This is a genomic window from Streptomyces sp. NPDC025833 (assembly GCF_055558055.1).
Genome location: NZ_JBVHNF010000021.1, coordinates 43,450 through 62,342, shown reverse-complemented (window position 1 = coordinate 62,342; position 18,893 = coordinate 43,450). Strand labels below are relative to the sequence as shown.

Sequence of the window (18,893 nt, the reverse complement as noted above, 5' to 3'; positions counted from 1 at the left end):
AGGGGCTAAAAAACAGGGGGCACCACTGGGGGGGGGGGGGGGGCGGGGGGGGCGCCCGGGGGGGGGGGGGGCGGGGCGGGGCCCCGGGCGGGGGGGGGGCGGGGCCCACGGGCGGGTCAGGCCAGGGCGGCCTCGGCGGGCAGAAACAGCTCGGCCAGGTCGGCCGGTTTGCGCAGGGTGTGGTCGGGCTCGGCGGCGAGCAGCGCCCGCTCGTCCGTCTCGCCCCACAGCGCGGCGGCCGCCGCCACGCCGGCGTCCCTGGCCGCCGCCAGGTCCGTCACCGCGTCGCCGACCATGACCGCCTCCGCGGCGTCGACCCGGAGCAGGTCGAGGGCCCGCAGCACGATGTCGGGCGCCGGTTTGGCCCGCGCCACCTCGTCCGAGCCGATGACGTGGTCGAACAGCGGCAGCACGCCGAGGCGGTCCAGCAGCGACCTGGCCCGCCAGCCGGCCTTGCCCGTCGCCACCGCGCACCGCACGCCCTTGCGGTCCAGCAGCCGCAGCAGGTCGTGGACGCCGGGGAAGAGGGTGACCTGGTCGGCCAGGCGCGCGCTCTCCCGGACGAACGGCCCCTCCATCTCCAGCGGCAGGTCCATGATCCGCATGATGTCGGGGAAGTACCGCCCGAGGTGCCGGTTGTACTCCGCGAACGGCGGCTCGCCGTCGCCCACCACCTCGCGGTAGGCGAGGGTGAACGCCTGCCGCATGACATCGAAACTGTTGACCACGACGCCGTCGAGGTCGAAGACCACCGCCCGCGGCGGCCGGTCCCGGTGCGGCACGGACACCGCCGGCCGCGCCGTCCGGCGCGTCGACGCCGCCGAGTCGTACAGCCGCTCGATGGCGTCGACGTTGCGGGCGGCCTCACGGACCGCGAGACCGCGGGAGGCGGGGTCCGCCAGCAGCCTCGGCAGATCGTCGAGCAGCCGGTCGTACTCGGCACCGACCGGCTCCGCGGGGACCGGTACGACCGTCTCCTGCCCGCGCCGGGTCAGCGTGAGGACCGAGTGCTCCTGGCGGGCGGGGCTGAACCCGAACGTGCAGGACAGGCTGAGCGTGCCGGTGCTGCCCTCCACGACCAGGGTGGTGACGTCGTCGGGCCGGTGCGAGGCCCAGCAGGCCGTGACCGACACGGAGGGGCCGTCCGGCGCGACCAGGAAGCCGCGTGCGGTGTCCTCGACGTCACCGGACACCTCCGCCGTGTCGTCCTCGCGCCACCCGGCGCGCGCGGAGCCGTCGGTGAGGAAGTCGTCCGACACGGTCCCGAGGACGTGCCGGAACTTGGCGTTGCCCAGCAGCGGTCCGGCCACGTCCAGCAGGTGCCAGCCCAGGTCCATCAGCGCGCCGCCGCCGGACAGCCGCGCTTGCGTGAACCAGCCGGCGCCGCTCGGGACACCCCCCGCCCGGATCCAGCCGAGCGAGACGTGCCGGACGGTGCCCACCGACTCCACCGTCTCCAGCAGGGTGCGCACATCGGTGCGGTACCGGGCCGCGCTCCCGGCCAGCAGCACCGCGCCGCCGGCCGACTCGGCGGCCGCCAGCCGGTCGGCCTCCGCCGACGACAGGCACACCGGCTTCTCCACGAACACCGGGACACCGGTCCCGAGGACCGTCTCGGCGACGGTGGCGTGCAGGTGGTTGGGGACCGCGACGACGACGAGGTCCACCGTGTCCGGCGCGAGGTCCCGCACGGACGCGAGCGCCGGGAACGCGCCCTGGCTCGCGGCCTCCCGCGCGGCCGGGTCGGGGTCCACGACCGCGACGACGCGGTACGCGGGGTGCGCGGTGAGCCGCGGCAGCCAGATGGACCGCGCGGCCCAGCCGGCTCCCACGACCGCGACCCGCAGCGTCCCCTCGTCGGTACGCCGGCTCATGCCGTGGCCAGCGTGTCGGCGATGATGTCGGCGGTCCGGTGCATCTGCTCCTCGGTGCCGAGGAGCGTGCGGTGGTGCAGCCAGATGGTGTCCTGGTGCACGGCCTCGGTGGCGGGGCAGCGGGCGGCGAGCTCGTCCACGGACAGCTCCGGGGCGCCGTTCTCCCAGAAGCCGGGGCAGCGGTAGATCGCCCGGAACGCGGCGAAGGCCGGCAGGCCCCGCGCGATCAGCTTGTCGACCAGGGCGTTGCGGCGCTCCTCGGTGATGCCGGGGATCCGGAACATCATCATGTAGTGCGGGTTGCGGTCGCACCGCTCGTCGCGGGTCTGCGCCGTCACGCCGTCGATCTGGTCGACGAGCCGGGTGAGCAGCGGCGCGCGCTCCTCGCGCAGACTGATCTGGCCGTCGAGCCGGCCCAGTTGGGCGCGGAGCACCGCGGCCGAGAACTCGTTCATCCGGAAGTTGGAGCCCGACGTCTGGTGGAAGTAGCCGCGGTCGGCCGGCGGCCGCCCGCAGCTGTGCCGCAGGAACGCCTCCTCGTACTGCTCCCCCTCCGGGAACAGCACGGCGCCGCCCTCCCCGGCGGTCATCAGCTTGCCGTTCTGGAAACTGAAGGCGGATATCGAGGAGAACTCACCGACCCGGCGGCCCTGCCAGCGGGCGCCGTGCGCGTGGGCCGCGTCCTGGATCAGCGGCACGCCGCTGTCGGCGGACAGCTTCTCCAGCGCGTCCATGTCGGAGAAGTGCCCGGCCATGTGCACCGGCATGATGGCGGCCGTCTTCGGCCCGATCGCGCGCTCCACGGCGGCGGGGTCGATGCAGAAGGTGCCGGGGTCGATGTCGACCGGCACGGCGACGGCGCCGAGACGCTGCGCGGCCTGGGACGACGAGATGAAGGTGAACGCCGGCACGATCACCTCGGAGCCCGGACCCACCCCCAGCACCTGGAGGGCGAGTTCGAGGGCGTGGGTTCCGTTGGTCACCGCCAGCGCGTGCCCGGCACCGTGGTACTCGGCGAACTCGCGCTCGAACTCGCTGACTTCGCTGCCCCCCATGCGCCACCACTGGCCCTGCTCCAGGGCGCGTTGGAGACCGACGCGCTCGGCGTCGTCGAACTGCGGCCAAGCCGGGAATTCCGGAACGTCTCGGGAAATGCTCACGGTCCCTGTCCTTTACTCGCTGGAGAAGTTCTTCGACGGAGGGATATGCCTCTCGGGAAGCGGCGGGAGTGGTCGACCGCGCGCTTGTCGAAAATACCTGAGGGGAACTCGGCGGCCCACCCCCTACAACCCCCCTGTGTCGGTTCCGTACTTCCACGGTTTCGCACCGGGTATATCTGGGGCTAGAAATGGGGCGAGCATCGTCGATTGAAAAGGTGGTGTCATGAGCCGGCTGCTGCTGCTCAACGGCCCCAATCTCGGCATCCTCGGCCGCCGTGAGCCGGAGATCTACGGGACCGACACTCTGGCCGACATCGAGAAGGCCGTGGCCGAGGAGGTCGCGGACCGGGGCTGGACGGTGTCCAGCGTCCAGGACGACACGGAGGGCACCCTCGTCCGGGCGGTCAACGACAACCCCGACACCGTCGGCGCGATCGTCAACCCGGGTGCCCTGATGATCGCCGGCTGGAGCCTGCGCGACGCGCTCGCCGCCTACCCGCGCCCGTGGATCGAGGTGCACCTCTCCAACGTCTGGGCCCGCGAGTCGTTCCGGCACGAGTCGGTCATCGCGCCGCTCGCCCGGGGAGTGGTGGTCGGGCTCGGGGCGTACGGCTACCGGCTGGCGGCGAAGGCGCTGCTGCACCTCGTCCCGGAGTGACACGGAAAAGGGCGGCCGGGTGCCGGAGCGTCACGCTCCGGCACCCGGCCGCCCTCCGGTCCCCGTCTCAGTCGCGTGGCATGTCCGCCAGGCACTCCTTCACCACGGCCTCGGGAACACCGGACACCAGCTCCGAGCCGGCCGGCCCGTCGAGCACGAAGGCCAGGCCCCCGAGCGCCTTCTTGTCCAGCTTCATCAGGCGGATCAGCGCGTCGTCGTCCACCCCCGCGGGCAGCCGCCAGGGCAGCCCGTAGTGCCGTACGACGGCGAGGTGCTCCTCGACCCCGTCCGGGCCGACGCGGCCGAGCGCCCCGGCGAGCCGGCCCGCGAACACCGTGCCGACGGCCACCGCCTCACCGTGCCGCAGGGCGAAGTCCGTCTCCACTTCGAGCGCGTGCCCGAGCGTGTGGCCGTAGTTGAGCAGGTGCCGCAGCCCGGTGTCGCGTTCGTCGGCGGAGACGATCTCCGCCTTGCGCCGCACACTCGCCGTGATCTGCTCGACCGTGGAGAGCCCGCGCAGGTCGCCGGCGCCGATGAAGTGGCAGCGGGCGATCTCGCCGTAGCCGTTCAGCCACTCCCGCTCGGGCAGGGTGCTCAGGTAGTCGGTGTCGCACAGGACCGCGCTGGGCTGCCAGTACGCGCCGACGAGGTTCTTCCCCTCGGGCAGGTTGACGGCCGTCTTGCCGCCGGTGCTGGCGTCCACCTGGGCGAGCAGCGAGGTCGGCAGGTGGATGACCGGGACACCCCGGTGGTAGAGCGCGGCGGCCAGGCCGACGGTGTCGGTGGTGGTCCCGCCGCCGCAGGAGACCACCACGTCGCCCCGGCTCAGCCCGGCGTCGGCGAACTGGCGGCACAGGTTCCCGACGGTCTCCAGCGTCTTGCTCTGCTCCCCGTCCCGCGCCGCGACCAGGCGGTGGGGCACCCCCGGGTCCGGCACCCACTGCGCCGGGCGCGCGGAGACGACCACGGCCCGCGAGGCGCCGGTCGCCGCCACGCACTCGGCCAGCAGGTGCCGGACGCCGGCGCCGATGTGCACGTCGTAGGAGCGTTCCCGCAGGTCCACCCGGACCCGGGCGGACGCGCCGTGCGTCACCGGGGCGCTCATGCCCGGCCCCCGAAGGCCGCGGCCGGCAGCGCCGCGGGCCGCTCGGTCAGCTCGTTGCGCACGGTGAGCGCCGCCGCCGCGCCCCACGCGGGCGGTATGCCGAGCCGGTCGTGCGTGGCGCCCGCCTGGTGCAGCAGCAGGTACGGCTCCGGCAGGCCGCCGTCCGCACCCTGCCGCAGGGCCCGGCGCGTGCCCTCCAGGTAGGCCTGCCGGGCCTCCGAACGCGGATGCGGCACCGTGGCCGCCCGTACGTCCGCCTCCACGGCCAGCTCCTCCCGCCGCCGCGGCGGCAGCTCCGCGCTCCAGAGCTGCCAGCACTGGAAGAGGAACCCCGGCCCGGCGTCCTCGGGCAGCAGTCCGACGACGTCCCGCAGGTGGGTCACGCCCAGCCGGAACGCCTCGTCCGCGTCCGGCGCGCCGTCCGGCAGCGCCGCCAGGGCGAACGCGCTGGACACCGCCGCGAGTTCGTCCGTCACGTCCCGGCCGCCCTCGTGCGCCTGGTCGGCCGCGCGCCGGACGTCCTGCCGCACGACGAGCCGCCACGGCGGCGCGGTCCGCGCGCGCAGCAACTCCACGGCCCCCGGGCGCGCCCCGGGGGCGCAGTCCACCCAGACGTCGACCGACGGGCCCGCCGGGTCGCCGGAGCGGGAGAAGAAGAAACAGGCTCCGGGGTCCGCCGACCGGAGGTACCGCGCCAGGCGCGGCAGTACGGGGGGCAGGGGCGTGGTCGTGCCTGTGGCGCCATACAGGCGCACGAAGAGCCATTGACGCGCCAAAACGATCCACCTCGATCTTCGCGGGGCCGGTCCTGGACGCCGCCGATCCTAGGGATCACGGTCACCCGGCGGCAATTGCCGAAGCCCCCCGCAGCCGTGCCGGAGAAAGTGAGGGAGTGGTTAGGGGTACTGCTAGGGGTTCGCCCCTGCCGTTTCAATGGCCCCATGCATCCGACTGCTGAGACGGACAATGCGGCCGAGGGGTATACCGGCCTTTCCCGAGAAATGCGCGACCGGATTTCCGAGGCCCTGGGCCGGCCGGCCGCGCAGCAGCCCCCGTGGCCCGACGCCGGGCAGGTGCGCTCGGTCTCCGCGTTCCTGGCGACGCTGCCCCCGCTCGTCACCCCGGACCGGGTCCGGGCGCTGCGCGCGGACCTGGCGCGGGTCGCCCGCGGCGAGGCGTTCCTGCTCCAGGGCGGGGACTGCGCCGAAACCTTCGCCGGGAACACCCCGGAACACGTCCGGGGCACCGTCGCGACCCTGTGGCGGATGGCCGCGGTACTGGCGGACGAGGCGGGTCTGCCCGTGGTCACGGTCGGCCGGCTGGCCGGGCAGTACGCCAAGCCGCGCTCGCAGGCCGTCGACGCGCTGGGGCTGCCCGTCTACCGCGGCGACATCGTCAACGCGGCGGCCCCCGACGCGCGGTCGCGCGTCCCGGACCCGGTGCGGATGATCGAGGGCTACCGCAACGCCCGCTCCACCCTCGGCATGCTGCGCTCGGGACACCCCGCCGACGTCTACACCAGCCACGAGGCCCTGCTCCTCGACTACGAGCGCGCCCTGCTGGTGACGGACCCGGACGAGCCCGCGCGGCCGTACGCCGGGTCGGCGCACTTCCTGTGGATCGGCGAGCGCACCCGCCAGCCCGACGGCGCGCACCTCGCGTTCGCCGCGCTGCTCGCCAACCCGGTGGGCGTGAAGATCGGCCCGGGCACCCGGCCCGAGCAGGCCGCCGAGTACGTCGAGCGGCTCGACCCCGACAACGAGCCCGGACGGCTCACCCTGATCAGCCGGATGGGCAGCGCCCGGGTCCGGGACGTGCTCCCGTCCCTCGTCGAACGGGTCGCCGCGACCGGACGCCAGGTCGTCTGGCAGTGCGATCCCATGCACGGCAACACCCACGAGTCGGCGATCGGGTACAAGACCCGGCACCTCGACGACATCGCCGACGAGATCGACGGCTTCTTCGCGGTGCACCGCGCGCTCGGCACCCACCCGGGCGGGGTGCACCTCGAACTCACCGGTGACGACGTGACCGAGTGCCTCGGCGGCACCCGGGGTATCACCGCCTACGGACTCACCGGACGCTACGAGAGCCTGTGCGATCCCCGGCTCAACGCCGGCCAGGCGATGGAACTGGCCCACCGTGTGGCGGCGCTGTCGAAGAGCCGGGCGTAAAAGGCACACCGATGTGTCTGTGGCACAGAGAAGTGCCTTCTTCCGCTCCTCGCCATCGGCACGCATCATGTCTGCTGTAACAAACGGTGCACTATTGGAGGCGACCGGAGATGGGCCAGCCTGCCCAGCAGAAGAGTAAATCGCCCTGGCTGACGATCAGCGTGTTGTGCCTCGGCCAGATGATGATCGTCCTCGATCAGAACATCGTGAACGTGGCACTTCCTGCGGTACAGCGGGGAATCGGCTTTTCCTCGGACAATCTCGTCTGGGTCGTCAACGCCTATGTCATCCCGTTCGGCGGTCTGCTCCTCCTGGCGGGACGACTCGGTGACCTGATCGGCCGTAAAGTCGTCTTCCTCACCGGTATCGGGCTGTTCAGTCTCGCCTCGCTGCTGTGCGGGTTCGCGAACAGCGAGGCGACGATGATCATCTTCCGGTTCATCCAGGGCATCGGCGGCGCGGTCGCCTCCGCCTGCATTCTCGGCATGGTCGCGACCACCTTCTCCGAGCCGCGCAAGGTCGCGCAGGCGATCGGCGCCTACAGCTTCGCCTCGGCGGGCGGCGGCGCGGTCGGACCGCTGCTCGGCGGTGTCCTCACCGATCTGCTGAACTGGCACTGGATCTTCTTCATCAACGCCCCGATCGGCGCCGTCCTCATCCTGACCGGCATCGGCCGGATCGAGCGCGACCCGGGCCAGGGACTGAGCAAGGGAACCGACTTCCTCGGCGCCGTGCTGGTGACCGCGGGCATGACGCTCCTCGTCTACACGATCGTGGACGCCGAACAGGCGGGCTGGGCCTCGGTCCAGACGCTGGTGCTGGGCCTGCTGTCGATCCTGCTGCTCGTCGGCTTCGTCGTGCGCCAGGCCACCGCCGCGCAGCCGCTGCTGCCGCTGAGCATCTTCCGCGCCCGCAGCCTGACCGCGGCGAACATCGTGCAGTTCATGATGATCGCGGGCATGTTCGGCCTGCTCTTCTTCGGCACCCTGTACGTCCAGCGGGTGCTCGGGTACAGCTCGCTGAAGGCGGGCCTGGGCTTCGTGCCGATCGCCGTCGTGATCGCGGCCATCTCCCTGGGGCTGTCCGCCCGGCTGATCACGAAGTTCGGACAGCGCACGATGCTGTTCACGGGCCTGGTCCTCATCATCGGTGCCTTCGTGCTGCTCTCGTTCGCCCGGGTCGACGGCACGTACGTGGCGGACTTCATGCCGGCGAGCCTCCTCATGGGCGCCGGCTTCGGACTGGCCGCCCCGGCGATGATGGGGCTCGGCATGTCCTCCGTCACGCCCGCGGAGTCGGGCATCGCGTCCGGTCTGTTCAACACCACCCAGCAGGTCGGCGGCGCCATCGGACTCGCGGTGCTGAGCGCGGTGGTCAGCGCCCGCACGGACGACCTCACGGCCTCGGGCAAGAGCGAGGCCGAGGCGCTGCTCGGCGGTTACCACGCGGCGTTCCTGCTCGCGGCCGGGTTCGTGCTGCTGGCCCTGGTCATCGGGGCCGTCATGCTCGGCGGGAAGCAGCCGGACCGGCAGCAGCCGGCCGGCGACCCCGCCGACACCTCCGAGTCGGACCTCGTCACGGGCTGACCGGGACCACCGGCGGGCGGCACCCCCGTCCGCCCGCCGGCACACGGCGGAGGCCGGGACACCGTCCCGGCCTCCGTCGTTCCCCGCCCGTCAGGGCAGCAGCCGCTCCAGCTCCCCGGTGACGGCCTGGAGGACCGCCGCCTGCTGGTCCTCCAGGTAGAAGTGGCCGCCGGGGAAGGTGTGCACCGCGCAGCCGCCCGAGGTGTGCTCGCCCCAGGCGAGCGCCTCCTGCGGGGTGGTGTGCGGGTCGCTGTCCCCCACGAGGACGGCGATCGGCGCACCTATCCGGACGTCCGTGCCGCGCCGGTACCGCTCGACGGCGCGGTAGTCGCTGCGGAGCGCGGGCAGGATCAAGTCGAGCAGCTCCCGGTCCCCGAGGACACGGGAGTCGGTGCCGCCCAGGGCGCGGATGTCCTCGATGATGCCGTCGTCGTCCCGCAGGTGGACGCGGTCATCCCGGAAGCGGCTCGGGGCGCGGCGGCCGGACGCGAACAGCACCACGGGCCCGGCACCCCCGTCCCGTTCCATCAGCCGGGCCACCTCGAAGGCCACGACGGCGCCCATGCTGTGCCCGAAGAGGGCCACCGGCCGCCCGGACCCGATGACCCCGGCGCCCGCCAGCGCGGCGTGGGACTGGCGGGCCAGCTCGCCGATGTCGTCGACGCAGGGCGTGTGCCGGCGCTCCTGGCGGCCCGGGTACTGGACGGCCGTGACCTCGTAGATGGGGGAGAGGGCCGTGGACACCGGGGAGAAATAGGGAGCGGAGCCGCCGGCATGGGGGAAGCAGACAAGCCCTGCACGGCTTTCCGGCGCCGGATGGTAACGGCGTATCCATTCGTTCGCTTCGGTCGCAGAGAGAGGCATACGAGTCCTTCCGGTAATCATCACGCGGCGGCTAACGTCGCATGTATCCGGGCAGTCGGCAAGCTCCGGCCGGTGAGCCGATTGAGGGGTCTCATAGGGGTTCCTTCACCTGCTCCCCAGTCCTTACGGTTCGGGGGTACCGAAGGGACAGGTAATATGCCAAGCAGGAGAACTCTTCTCAGGGCCGCAAGCGGACTGGCCGTAGCCGCCACAACCGGAGCGATATCGTCCTCGACTTTCGCTTCCGCCGTTTCGGGCAGCACGACCGGAAGCGACTGGGACGCCCTGGAGAACGCGCTCGACGGAGAACTGGTCCGTCCTTCCGACGCGAATTACCAGAATGCCAAGGCCGTTTATCTGGGCGAATACAGTGCCGTGAATCCCGCGGGCGTCGCCTACTGCCGGACGGTGGCGGACGTCCGCACGAGCCTGAAGTTCGCGCAGTGCCACGGGGTGGAGGTGCGGACCCGCAGCGGCGGCCACAACCTCGCGGGCTGGTCGACGGGCGAGGGCCTGGTCATCGACCTCTCGGCCTTCGACCAGGTCAACGTCGGCAGCCGCACCGTCCACGTCGGTCCCGGCGTCAAGGCCATCGACGCCCTCACCGCGCTGACGCCGTACAACCGCCAGATCGTGACCGGGACCTGCCCGACCGTGTGCCCCGGCGGTTTCATCTCCGGCGGCGGCATCGGACACCAGACGCGCAAGTACGGCACCGCCTCCGACCGGCTCGTGTCGGCCAGGGTCCTGCTCGCCGACGGCCGGCTGGTCACGGCGTCGGCCACCGAGCGGCCGGAACTGTTCTGGGCACTGCGCGGCGGCGGCGGCGGCAACTTCGGCATCGTCCTGGACTTCGAGGTCCGCCCCATCGAGCAGCCGCGCGGGGTCTTCTTCCAGACCGTGTGGTCCTGGGATAAGGCCCAGGAGGTGCTGGAGGCCTGGCAGAAGTGGAGCGTCTCGGGCTCGTACGACCTCGGGTCCGCCCTGCTCGTGACCATGCCCGACGCGGCTTCGGGCAACGCCCCGACGATCCTGATCAGCGGGGCCTACTGGGGGCAGCAGAGCGCACTGGAGAACGAGCTGAACGCCATGGCCGCCGAGGCCGGCACCACGCCGGTCGCCAAGGAGGTCGCGGAACTCTCCTACGGCGACGTGATGCGCCGCGTGTACGGCTGCGGACAGCTCACCACCAGTGAGTGCCACCTCGTCGGCCAGAACCCGGACGCCGAACTGCCCCGCAACGGCGTGCTGCGCGAGCGCACCCGGATCTTCGACCGCCCGGTGACCGGAACGGTCCTGGCGGACGCCCTGGCCGCGTACGACCAGGAACGGCACCCCGGTCAGACCCGCCTGCTCAGCTTCACCGCGACCGGTGGCCGGGCGAACGAGGTGAGCCGGACCGAGACCGCGTACTGGCACCGCACCGCCCAGTTCATGACCGGCTTCGCCGCGATGACGCCGTCCGCGGCGCCGCCCGCGGACGAGGAAGCCGCCATGGCCGAGTGGGTGGACCGGGCGTCGCGCACCCTGGAGCCGGCGTCGACGGGGGAGGCGTACGTCAACTTCCCCGACCCGCACCTCGCCGACTGGAAGCGGGCGTACTACGGCGACAACTACGCCCGGCTGCTGCGGGTCAAGACGTCGTACGACCCCACCAACGTGTTCCACCACGGTCAGAGCGTGGGCAGCTGACCCGAGGAAGGGAAGCGGCATCAGTTACCTCGGTATCGACATCGGCGGAACGAAGGTCGCCCTGCGCGTCGAGGGCCGCGCGGGCGGCGACGCGCTGGAGGACACGTTCCGGTGGCCCCCGGGCAGCGATGCGGCGGCGGACCTGGACCTGATCGCCGAACGGGTCCGGGCGCTGCTGCGCGGCGACCCGGCACCGCTTCGGGGCGTGGGACTGGCCGTGCCGGCGCTCTGCGATACCGACGGTACGGTGCTCACCTGGCCCGGACGGCCGAGTTGGGTCGGTCTCGACCTGACGGCCGCCCTGGGCCGGGTGTTCCCGGGCACTCCGTCGGTGTCCGCGGACGACGGCGACCTCGCGGCGCTGGCCGAGGCCAGGGCGGCGGGGTGCGCGAACCTGCTCTACCTCGGTGTGGGCACCGGCATCGGAGGCGGACTGGTCGTCGAGGGGCGGTCCTGGCCGGGGCCGTCCCGCGGCTCCTGCGAGATCGGGCACCTGCTCGTCGACCGCGCCGGACCGCGGTGCGACTGCGGACGCCGGGGCTGTGTGCAGGCGGTCGCCTCCGGGCCCGCCACCCTGCGGCGCGCCGCGGAACTGCGCGGCCGGGATACCGACTATCCCGCACTGGTGGAGGCGGTCGGCGCCCACGAGCCGTGGGCCGTGGCGGCGCTGGACGAGACCGCCGCCGCCCTGGCCCGTGCCGTGGTCGGCGTCTGCGAGCTGGCCCACCCCGACATCACCTGCGTGGGCGGTGGGTTCGCCGCGGGCCTGCCCGGGCTGGTGGACGCGGTCGCCGCGCACGTGCGGGAACTGACCCGGCCCGGTGTCCCGCAGGTCCGGGTCCGGCCGGCCGCCCTCGGCGGACGCTCCTCGCTCCGCGGGGCCGTCCTGCTCGCCGAGGAGACCTTCGGGACGGCACACCGGGCCGGTGGAGTCCCGGAACCCGTGCGGGCGGCGTCCGGCCGTCCGCCGGAGCCGTCGCCGGCCACCCGCGGCCACGTGGGGGGAGGGGACGGCGCGTGACGTCTCCGAACGGCGGACGCCCGGAGGCGGATCAACTGGTCCTGCCGGCCCACGGGCCAAAGGAGCCGGGGGAGCCGCCCGCACCCGCCCGCACGCGCGGCGCGTACCCGTCGATGTGCCCGGACGAGCTGTGGACGCCGTGCCGGTACGCCGGCTCCGGCACGGCGGCGGAGTCCAACGAGCGCTACCGGCAACTGATCGGGCAGGGCGCCACCGGGCTGTCGGTCGCCTTCGACCTGCCCACCCAGATGGGCCACGACTCCGACGCGCCGATCGCGCGCGGCGAGGTCGGCAGGGCCGGCGTGGCGATCGACTCCATCGACGACATGCGCGTTCTCTTCAGGGGCATCCCGCTGGAGAGCGTGGACACCGCCATGGCGGTCAACGCGCCCGCGGCCCTGTTCGTGCTGCTGTACCAACTGGTGGCGGAGGAGCAGGGCGTCGCCGCGCACGAGCTGTCCGGCACGGTCCGCAACGACGTGCTGGAGGAGTACATCGTGCGCGGGACGTCCGTCTTCCCGCCCGGGCCGTCGCTCAGGCTGGCGGCGGACGTCTTCGCGTACTGCCGGGCCGAGATCCCGGGCTGGGGCCCGGTCTCGGTCTCGGGCCACCGCATGGCCGAGGCGGGCGCCTGCCCCGTGCAGGAGATCGCCTTCACCCTCGCCAACGGCGTCGCCTACGTGCGCGCCGCGCTCGCGGCCGGCCTGGACGTCGACGACTTCGCGCCCCGGCTGTCCTTCTCCTTCGTGGCACGCCCGGCGGCCCCCGAGGAGGTCGCCAAGTTCCGTGCCGCGCGGCGCATCTGGGCGCGGGTGATGCGCGAGGAGTTCGGCGCCGAGGACCCGCGTTCGCGGGTGCCGCGCCTCCACGTCCGCAGAACCGGAGCCCCGCTCGCGGTACGGCTCCCGGAGGCGGACCCGGTGCGGTCCGCGGTGCGGGGCCGCGCGCCCGTTCCCGGCGGCACCCGCTCCGGGCACTCAGCCTCCTTCGACGAGGCCATGGCGCTGCCCGCGCAGAAGTCCGTCCGCCCGGCGCCGCGCACACCGCGGGTGCCGGCCCACGAGACGGACGGGGCGGCCGGGACGGACCCGTTCGCGGCTGCCCGCGCCATGGAGAGGGCGACCGACGACCTGGAGGCCGCCGCCCTGGAGCTGATGCGGAGGGTCGAGGACCTCGGTGGCGCGGTCGGCGCCGTCCGGCAGGGCTTCCAGCGGGCCGAGATCGCGCGCGGCTCCCACCGCGTCGACCCGTACCGGCCGGACGAGCGGGGAGAGCACGGGGAGTTCGAGGAGTACGAGCTCCACCGCGGCGGCCCCGCCATCGAGGTCCGGCAGGCCGAGCGCATCGCCAAGCTGCGGGCATGGCGCGAGGAGACGCGGGTCCGCCGTGCGCTCGACGGGCTCAGGGCGGCCGCCGGCGGTGACACCAACGTGCTCCCGCCCATGCGGGACGCCCTGGCCGCGAACGCCACGGTGGGCGAGGTCTGCGACGCCCTGCGCGAGGTGTGGGGCACGCACGGCGCGCCGTAGGGCCGCGACGGCGGTCACCGTCGCGGCGCGGGACCGGGCAGGGCGGACCTCCCGGAGGACGCCGCCCGGGGTGGTCCCCCGGGCCGAGGGGGCGGATCAGCCGCGCGCGGCGCCGTCCTCCTGCTTCTCCTTGTTCAGGCTCTTGAGCCGCGCGTTCTCCTTGCGGACCTCGGCCTGGGTGGCGCGCTCCTTCTCCAGCCACTCGGGCCGCTCCTGCTTGAGCGCCTCGATCTGCTCGGTGGTCAGCGCCTCGGTGACGCCGCCCCGGGCGAGACCGGCGATGGACACGCCGAGCTTGGCGGCCACCACCGGACGCGGGTGGGGGCCGTTCTCCCGCAGCTCGCGCAGCCACTGCGGCGGCTCGGCCTGGAGCGCGCCGAGCTCGGCGCGCGTGACCGTGCCCTCCTGGAAGGAGGCGGGGGTGGCGGGGAGGTACACACCCAGCTTCTTCGCCGCGGTCGCGGGCTTCATCGTCTGGGTGTTCTGCTGCGACTTCATGAGGCCAAGGGTATCGGCCGTGCGCGGGGCCCCCGACCGCGGCCGGTGCCGGGGGCCCGTCCGCTGCCGGTAATCTGGCCTGGTGACAGGCTCGGAGGAATCACCGTCGTTCCGGCTCGCGTACGTTCCCGGGGTGACCCCCGCCAAGTGGGTGAGGGTCTGGAACGAGCGCCTGCCCGGCATCCCGCTCACCCTCGTCCAGGTGCCCGCCGGCGAGGCGCCGGAACTGCTGCGGGCGGGCGGCGCCGACGCGGGCCTGGTCCGGCTGCCGGTCGACCGCACGTTCTTCAGCGCGATCCCGCTGTACACCGAGACCTCGGTCGTCGTGGTGCCCAAGGACCACCTGATCACGGCCGCGGACGAGGTGACCCTGGCCGACCTCGCCGACGAGGTGCTCTTCCACCCCCTGGACGACGTCTTCGACTGGGACGCCCCGCCGGGCGAACCGGCCTTCGAGCGCCCCGCCACCACACAGGACGCCGTCGAGCTGGTGGCGGCGAACGTCGGGCTGCTCGTCGTCCCCCAGTCGCTGGCCCGCCTGTACCACCGCAAGGACCTCACCTACCGTCCGGTGACCGACGCGCCGCGGTCCGGTGTCGCCCTGTCCTGGCCGGAGGAGGCCACCACCGAGCTGGTCGAGGACTTCATCGGCATCGTCCGCGGACGCACGGTCAACAGCACGCGGGGCCGCACGGCGTCCCCGGCACCGGCCGACGACCGGAGCACGCGCTCCGGCCAGGGCGGCAGCCGCCGGACCGCGGCCGCGCCCAAGGGCGCCTCGTCCGCCAAGTCGTCGGGCCGCACGGCACGCGCCCGGTCGGGCGGCGGCAAGCCGGCCAAGCGGGGCAAGCCGCGCCGCAGGTCGTGAGACCGGGGGCCGCCCGGCGACGCTCACGGGCCGGGCCGCACCCCTTCCGCGACACCTTCCCCGCCCCGGCCCCGGCCGACCGTCTCCGCGGGCCGGTCGAGGTCGAAGAGTCCTTCGCGGTCACGCAGATCGGCGATCGCCAGCACGAGCGCCACCAGGATGATCCCCACGGCCGAGACCAGCCCGAGCTGCATCGCCGTGTCGGTGCGGCCGTGGTTGGCGAGGTGGGCGAAGTACACCGAGCCCACCACCGCGATCCCGGCCGCCGAGCCGACGCGCTGGCCCGTCTGGAGGATCCCGCCGGCCGCGCCCGCCCGGTTCACGGGCACCCGGGTGAGGGTGAGGGTGGTGTTGGGGGAGACCGTCATGCCGGACCCGATGCCCCCGACGAACAGCGGCAGCGCCGACGCCCAGCCCAGGTTCCGTCCGGGCACCAGTTCCACCGCCACGACCACGCCGAGCAGGCCCACCGCGACGCAGGCCAGGCCGATGACGACGAGCCTGCGGCCGTGGCGCACCACCAGCCGGCCCCCGACGGCGGCCCCGACGGCGGAAGCCACCGCGAAGGGCAGGACCGTGAGGCCCGAGGCCAGCGCGCTGTACCCCACCCCGTTCTGCAGGTACAGCGCGTAAAGGAAGAAGACGGTGGTGAAGCCCGCGAAGTAGGTGAGGCTGATCAGGGCGCCGAGGGTGAACGAGCGCAGCGAGAACAGCGCCAGGTCCACCAGGGGGGCGCGGCCGAGCGCCCCCTGCCGTCTCTCCCAGACCCAGAATCCGCCCAGCAGCGCCAGGGCCACCGGCACCAGCGCCCACTTCTCCCGTCCGGTCCACTGCTGCTCCTGCACCAGGGGCAGCATCAGGGCCGTCACGCCGGTGCCGAGCAGCAGCACCCCGAACAGGTCGAACTCCTCGTGCCGGCCCGCCACGGGCAGGTGGGGCACCAGCCGGATCCCCGCGACGAGGGCGGCCAGTCCGATCGGCAGGTTGACGAAGAACACCCAGCGCCAGCCGTCGTCCGTGCCGACGGCGTCGATCAGCACACCGCCGACCAGCGGGCCCGCCGCCGTCGACACGCCGATGACCGTGCCGAGGACACCGAACGCCTTGGCCCGTTCGGCACCCTGGAACATCTGCTGGATCAGTCCCGAGGTCTGCGGCGCGACCATGCCCGCGGCCGTGCCCTGGAGCAGCCGGAAGAACACCAGCCAGGCGGGGCTCGCCGCGAGTCCGCAGGCCAGCGAGGCCACCGTGAACAGGGCGAGCCCGATCAGGAAGACCTGCCGCCGGCCCCGTATGTCACCCAGCCGGCCGGCCGGCACCAGCGCGAGCCCGAACGTCAGGGCGTACCCGGACACCACCCATGACTGGACCGCCTCCGAGGCGCCCAGCCCGCGCTCCAGCGAGGGCAGCGCCACATTCACGATCGAGGTGTCGAGGAGCGAGATGAATCCCGCTGCCAGACAGACCCCGAGCGCCTTCCACCGCCGCTCGTCGGGGGCGGGCCGGGCCTGAACTGTGCTCATGGGAGCACGCTAAGCAGCGGTGACGGATAGCGCACGCGGAGCGACACGCCGTAACCGGGTGGCGAACCGCCCGGCGTCAGGCGCGCGCCGCCTGCCCGATCGACTCCACCAGCGGCAGCATCCGGTGCGGGACGCGCTCGCGCAGCGCCACCTCGGTGCGGGTGCGCACCACGCCCGGGATGCTGATCAGCTTCTGGATCACGTCCTCCAGGTGCGCGTTGTCCCGGCCGACCACGCGGGCCAGCAGGTCCCCGCCCCCGGTGATGGAGAAGGCCTCCACGATCTCCGGCACGGCGGCCAGCGCGTCCCCCACGTCGTCCAGATGGCCCTGGGTGACCTCGATGTGCACGAACGCCAGCACCGGATGGCCCAGCGCGGGGGCGGAGAGGGAGGGGCCGGTCCCGGTGATCACCCCGTCCCGCTCCATCCGGTCCAGCCGGGCCTGGAGCGTGCCGCGGGCCACGCCGAGGACGCGCGCGTACTCGCGCACGCTGGTGCGCGGCTGCTCCAGGAGCAGTCGCAGGATGCGGGTGTCGAGTTCGTCCACGGCCATGAGGTCCGACTGTACCAATGGCTCAGCCGCCGTGCCGCCGCGTGTGCCGTCCGACCTGGGCCGTTGGCATTCCGGTGGGCCGGACCGACCGGCGGCGGATGGGCCGTTGGCCCAGTGATTAGGGTGACACTTGAGCCAGTGACCTCCGGGATGCTCTCATGGGGGCGTCGATGGCGCTGCGGATCACCGCGGCGCCTTTTCTGTGCCGTGTTCCCGGGGAGGGCAGCAGTGCTGAAGAGGATGTTCGCGGCTCCGGACCCGGGCCGGGCGCGGCTGCGCTTCGCCGCGCGGGCCGTCCTCGGCATCGGAGGGGCCGTCGCGGTCTGCGGACTGGCCGGGCAGAGCCTCGCCGGCGTGGTCACCGGCGGTCTCGCCGCGCTGCTCGCCCTGTTCACCGTCGCCGATCCGACCGTGCGCCGCCAGGCGGTCACGACGGCCCTGCTGCCCGCGGTGGGCCTGCCGGTGCTCGCCGTCGCGGCCGGGCTGCACGGCGTCCCCGTCGCCCGCGACCTCACCTTCCTCGCCGTCGTCGGCGCCGGCGTCTACGCCCGCCGGTGGGGGCCGCGCGGGCACAGCCTCGGCGTGTTCGCGTTCATGACCTTCTTCGTGGCCCAGTTCCTGCACGCCACCCCGGCCCAGCTCCCCGGGCTGTACGCCGCCGTCCTGCTGTCCGTGCCCACCGCGGCCGCCGTGCGCTTCGGCGTGTGGTGCTACGAGCGCCGGCTGCCCCCGGCCCCCGTACCCGCCCCGCCCGCCGGGTCGGGGCTGATGCGGGTGACCACGCGGCAGGCCGTGCAGGCGACCGCGGGCGCCGGGTTCGCGCTGGTCGTGGGCCAGCTGGTGTCGGGGCAGCGCTGGTACTGGGCCGTCGGCGCCACCTGGTGGATCTTCGTCAACACCACCTCCCGCGGCGAGACGCTGGTCCGCGGCTTCCGCCGGGTCCTCGGCACGGTGATCGGCATCTGCCTGGGCTTCCTCGTCGCCGTCCCCGTGGACGGTGCTCCCGTCCCGACGGCCGTGCTCGTCGCGGTCGCCGTCTTCGGCATCTTCTACACGGCCGCCGTCTCGTACACCTGGATGATGCTCTGGGTGACCGTGCTCGCCGAGTCCCTCTACGGGCTCCTCGGCGTCCTCAGCCCCGGACTGCTCGCGCTGCGCCTCACCGAGACGGCGGTCGGCGCGCTCGGCGCCGCGCTCGCCGTCGCGTTCGTCCTGCCGGTCACCACCCACGCCACCACCGACGCCTGGATCCAGCGGGCCCTGCGCTGCGTACACGCCTGCACCGCCGACGCCGCCGCCCGGCTCGCCGGCTCCGCCACGGCCGATCCGGCCCCGCGCGTCGCCGAGCTGGAGCAACTGCTCGCCCGGGTACGGCTGTCCGTGGCCCCGCTCGTGCACCCGCTCCACCTCGGGCCCGCGCGCAAGGCCCGGGCCCGCAGGGTCCTCGCCCTCCTCGACGACTGCGCCCGCGAGGTCCGGGGCCTGGTCGCGGTCGCGGCCGACCCCGAGGCCTCCCACGACGCCCGGCTCGCCGCCGCCTGCTGGCGGGTCGAGGCCGCCGTCGAGGCACTCACCGCCGGCCGCGCCGAACCCGTGGAGCACCCCGCCGAAGCACCCGTCGAGGCCGCCCTCGCCCACCTGCACGGCCTGGAGCGCGCGCTCGCCGACCTCGCCGAGCCGCTGCGCACACCATCCGGATCGAGGCTGGTCGGAGCCTGAGCGGCCGCGGCGCGCCGCGGGACGCACGGCGGACACGGCCCGGCCGTCTCACCCGTTTGGTCTAGACCG

16 protein-coding genes are annotated in these 18,893 nt (G+C 73.6%); 8 read left to right on the top strand and 8 right to left on the bottom strand.

What is annotated here, in order from left to right; translation table 11 throughout:
• Positions 1-116 precede the first annotated feature (116 nt).
• Positions 117-1,874, bottom strand: coding sequence for an HAD-IA family hydrolase (locus ACZ4K2_RS31520; protein ID WP_467478414.1), 1,758 nt, complete (start codon positions 1,872-1,874; stop codon positions 117-119).
• Positions 1,871-3,028, bottom strand: coding sequence for a DegT/DnrJ/EryC1/StrS family aminotransferase (locus ACZ4K2_RS31515; protein WP_467478573.1), 1,158 nt, complete (start codon positions 3,026-3,028; stop codon positions 1,871-1,873). The genes ACZ4K2_RS31520 and ACZ4K2_RS31515 overlap by 4 nt, the downstream gene beginning before the upstream one ends.
• A 229-nt stretch (positions 3,029-3,257) precedes the next feature.
• Between ACZ4K2_RS31515 and ACZ4K2_RS31510 the strand changes: the two genes are divergently transcribed.
• Positions 3,258-3,692, top strand: a complete 435-nt coding sequence (locus tag ACZ4K2_RS31510) for a type II 3-dehydroquinate dehydratase (RefSeq protein WP_467478411.1) — start codon at positions 3,258-3,260, stop codon at positions 3,690-3,692.
• Between the two features lie 67 nt (positions 3,693-3,759).
• On the opposite strand, the gene ACZ4K2_RS31505 is transcribed toward ACZ4K2_RS31510, so the two are convergent.
• Together ACZ4K2_RS31505 and ACZ4K2_RS31500 are read right to left on the bottom strand one after the other, a co-directional pair.
• Positions 3,760-4,797, bottom strand: a complete 1,038-nt coding sequence (locus tag ACZ4K2_RS31505) for a 3-dehydroquinate synthase family protein (RefSeq protein WP_467478409.1) — start codon at positions 4,795-4,797, stop codon at positions 3,760-3,762.
• A complete protein-coding gene (locus ACZ4K2_RS31500) occupies positions 4,794-5,573 on the bottom strand; it encodes a hypothetical protein (protein WP_467769987.1) in 780 nt (259 codons plus the stop codon). The genes ACZ4K2_RS31505 and ACZ4K2_RS31500 overlap by 4 nt, the downstream gene beginning before the upstream one ends.
• Positions 5,574-5,798: 225 nt before the next feature.
• On the opposite strand from ACZ4K2_RS31500, the gene ACZ4K2_RS31495 reads away from it, so the two are divergent.
• Positions 5,799-6,971 carry a 3-deoxy-7-phosphoheptulonate synthase gene (locus tag ACZ4K2_RS31495; protein ID WP_467478570.1) on the top strand — a complete coding sequence of 391 codons (1,173 nt, stop codon included), beginning with the start codon at positions 5,799-5,801 and terminating at the stop codon, positions 6,969-6,971.
• Between the two features lie 110 nt (positions 6,972-7,081).
• A complete protein-coding gene (locus ACZ4K2_RS31490; RefSeq protein ID WP_467478402.1) occupies positions 7,082-8,557 on the top strand; it encodes an MFS transporter in 1,476 nt (491 codons plus the stop codon).
• Between the two features lie 90 nt (positions 8,558-8,647).
• Here the strand turns inward: ACZ4K2_RS31490 and ACZ4K2_RS31485 are convergent, their stop codons facing one another.
• Entirely contained in the window at positions 8,648-9,421 is a 774-nt protein-coding gene (locus tag ACZ4K2_RS31485; RefSeq protein ID WP_467478398.1) for a thioesterase II family protein, read from the bottom strand.
• Positions 9,422-9,796: 375 nt separating this feature from the next.
• On the opposite strand from ACZ4K2_RS31485, the gene ACZ4K2_RS31480 reads away from it, so the two are divergent.
• The 3 genes from ACZ4K2_RS31480 to ACZ4K2_RS31470 are packed head-to-tail and all read left to right on the top strand — an operon-like array spanning position 9,797 to position 13,663.
• The gene (locus ACZ4K2_RS31480) at positions 9,797-11,113 is read left to right on the top strand and encodes an FAD-binding oxidoreductase (RefSeq protein WP_467478395.1); all 1,317 of its coding nucleotides are present in this window, start codon (positions 9,797-9,799) and stop codon (positions 11,111-11,113) included.
• Between the two features lie 19 nt (positions 11,114-11,132).
• On the top strand, positions 11,133-12,134 hold the full coding sequence (locus ACZ4K2_RS31475; protein WP_467478569.1) for an ROK family protein: 1,002 nt from the start codon (positions 11,133-11,135) through the stop codon (positions 12,132-12,134).
• A complete protein-coding gene (locus ACZ4K2_RS31470) occupies positions 12,131-13,663 on the top strand; it encodes a methylmalonyl-CoA mutase family protein (RefSeq protein ID WP_467478393.1) in 1,533 nt (510 codons plus the stop codon). Before ACZ4K2_RS31475 ends, ACZ4K2_RS31470 begins: the two co-directional genes overlap by 4 nt.
• A 96-nt stretch (positions 13,664-13,759) precedes the next feature.
• Here the strand turns inward: ACZ4K2_RS31470 and ACZ4K2_RS31465 are convergent, their stop codons facing one another.
• Positions 13,760-14,161, bottom strand: a complete 402-nt coding sequence (locus ACZ4K2_RS31465; RefSeq protein WP_467478391.1) for a DUF5997 family protein — start codon at positions 14,159-14,161, stop codon at positions 13,760-13,762.
• 82 nt (positions 14,162-14,243) lie between these two features.
• On the opposite strand from ACZ4K2_RS31465, the gene ACZ4K2_RS31460 reads away from it, so the two are divergent.
• Complete coding sequence (locus ACZ4K2_RS31460; RefSeq protein ID WP_467478389.1) at positions 14,244-15,029, top strand: LysR family substrate-binding domain-containing protein; 786 nt, start codon at positions 14,244-14,246, stop codon at positions 15,027-15,029.
• Between the two features lie 23 nt (positions 15,030-15,052).
• Here ACZ4K2_RS31460 and ACZ4K2_RS31455 read toward each other — a convergent pair whose 3' ends face one another.
• Together ACZ4K2_RS31455 and ACZ4K2_RS31450 are read right to left on the bottom strand one after the other, a co-directional pair.
• The gene (locus tag ACZ4K2_RS31455) at positions 15,053-16,552 is read right to left on the bottom strand and encodes an MFS transporter (RefSeq protein ID WP_467478387.1); all 1,500 of its coding nucleotides are present in this window, start codon (positions 16,550-16,552) and stop codon (positions 15,053-15,055) included.
• A gap of 76 nt (positions 16,553-16,628) precedes the next feature.
• Positions 16,629-17,105 (bottom strand): Lrp/AsnC family transcriptional regulator, encoded by a 477-nt coding sequence (locus ACZ4K2_RS31450; protein ID WP_467478385.1) that lies wholly within the window; start codon positions 17,103-17,105, stop codon positions 16,629-16,631.
• Positions 17,106-17,333: 228 nt separating this feature from the next.
• On the opposite strand from ACZ4K2_RS31450, the gene ACZ4K2_RS31445 reads away from it, so the two are divergent.
• Entirely contained in the window at positions 17,334-18,824 is a 1,491-nt protein-coding gene (locus ACZ4K2_RS31445) for an FUSC family protein (protein ID WP_467478383.1), read from the top strand.
• Positions 18,825-18,893 lie beyond the last annotated feature (69 nt).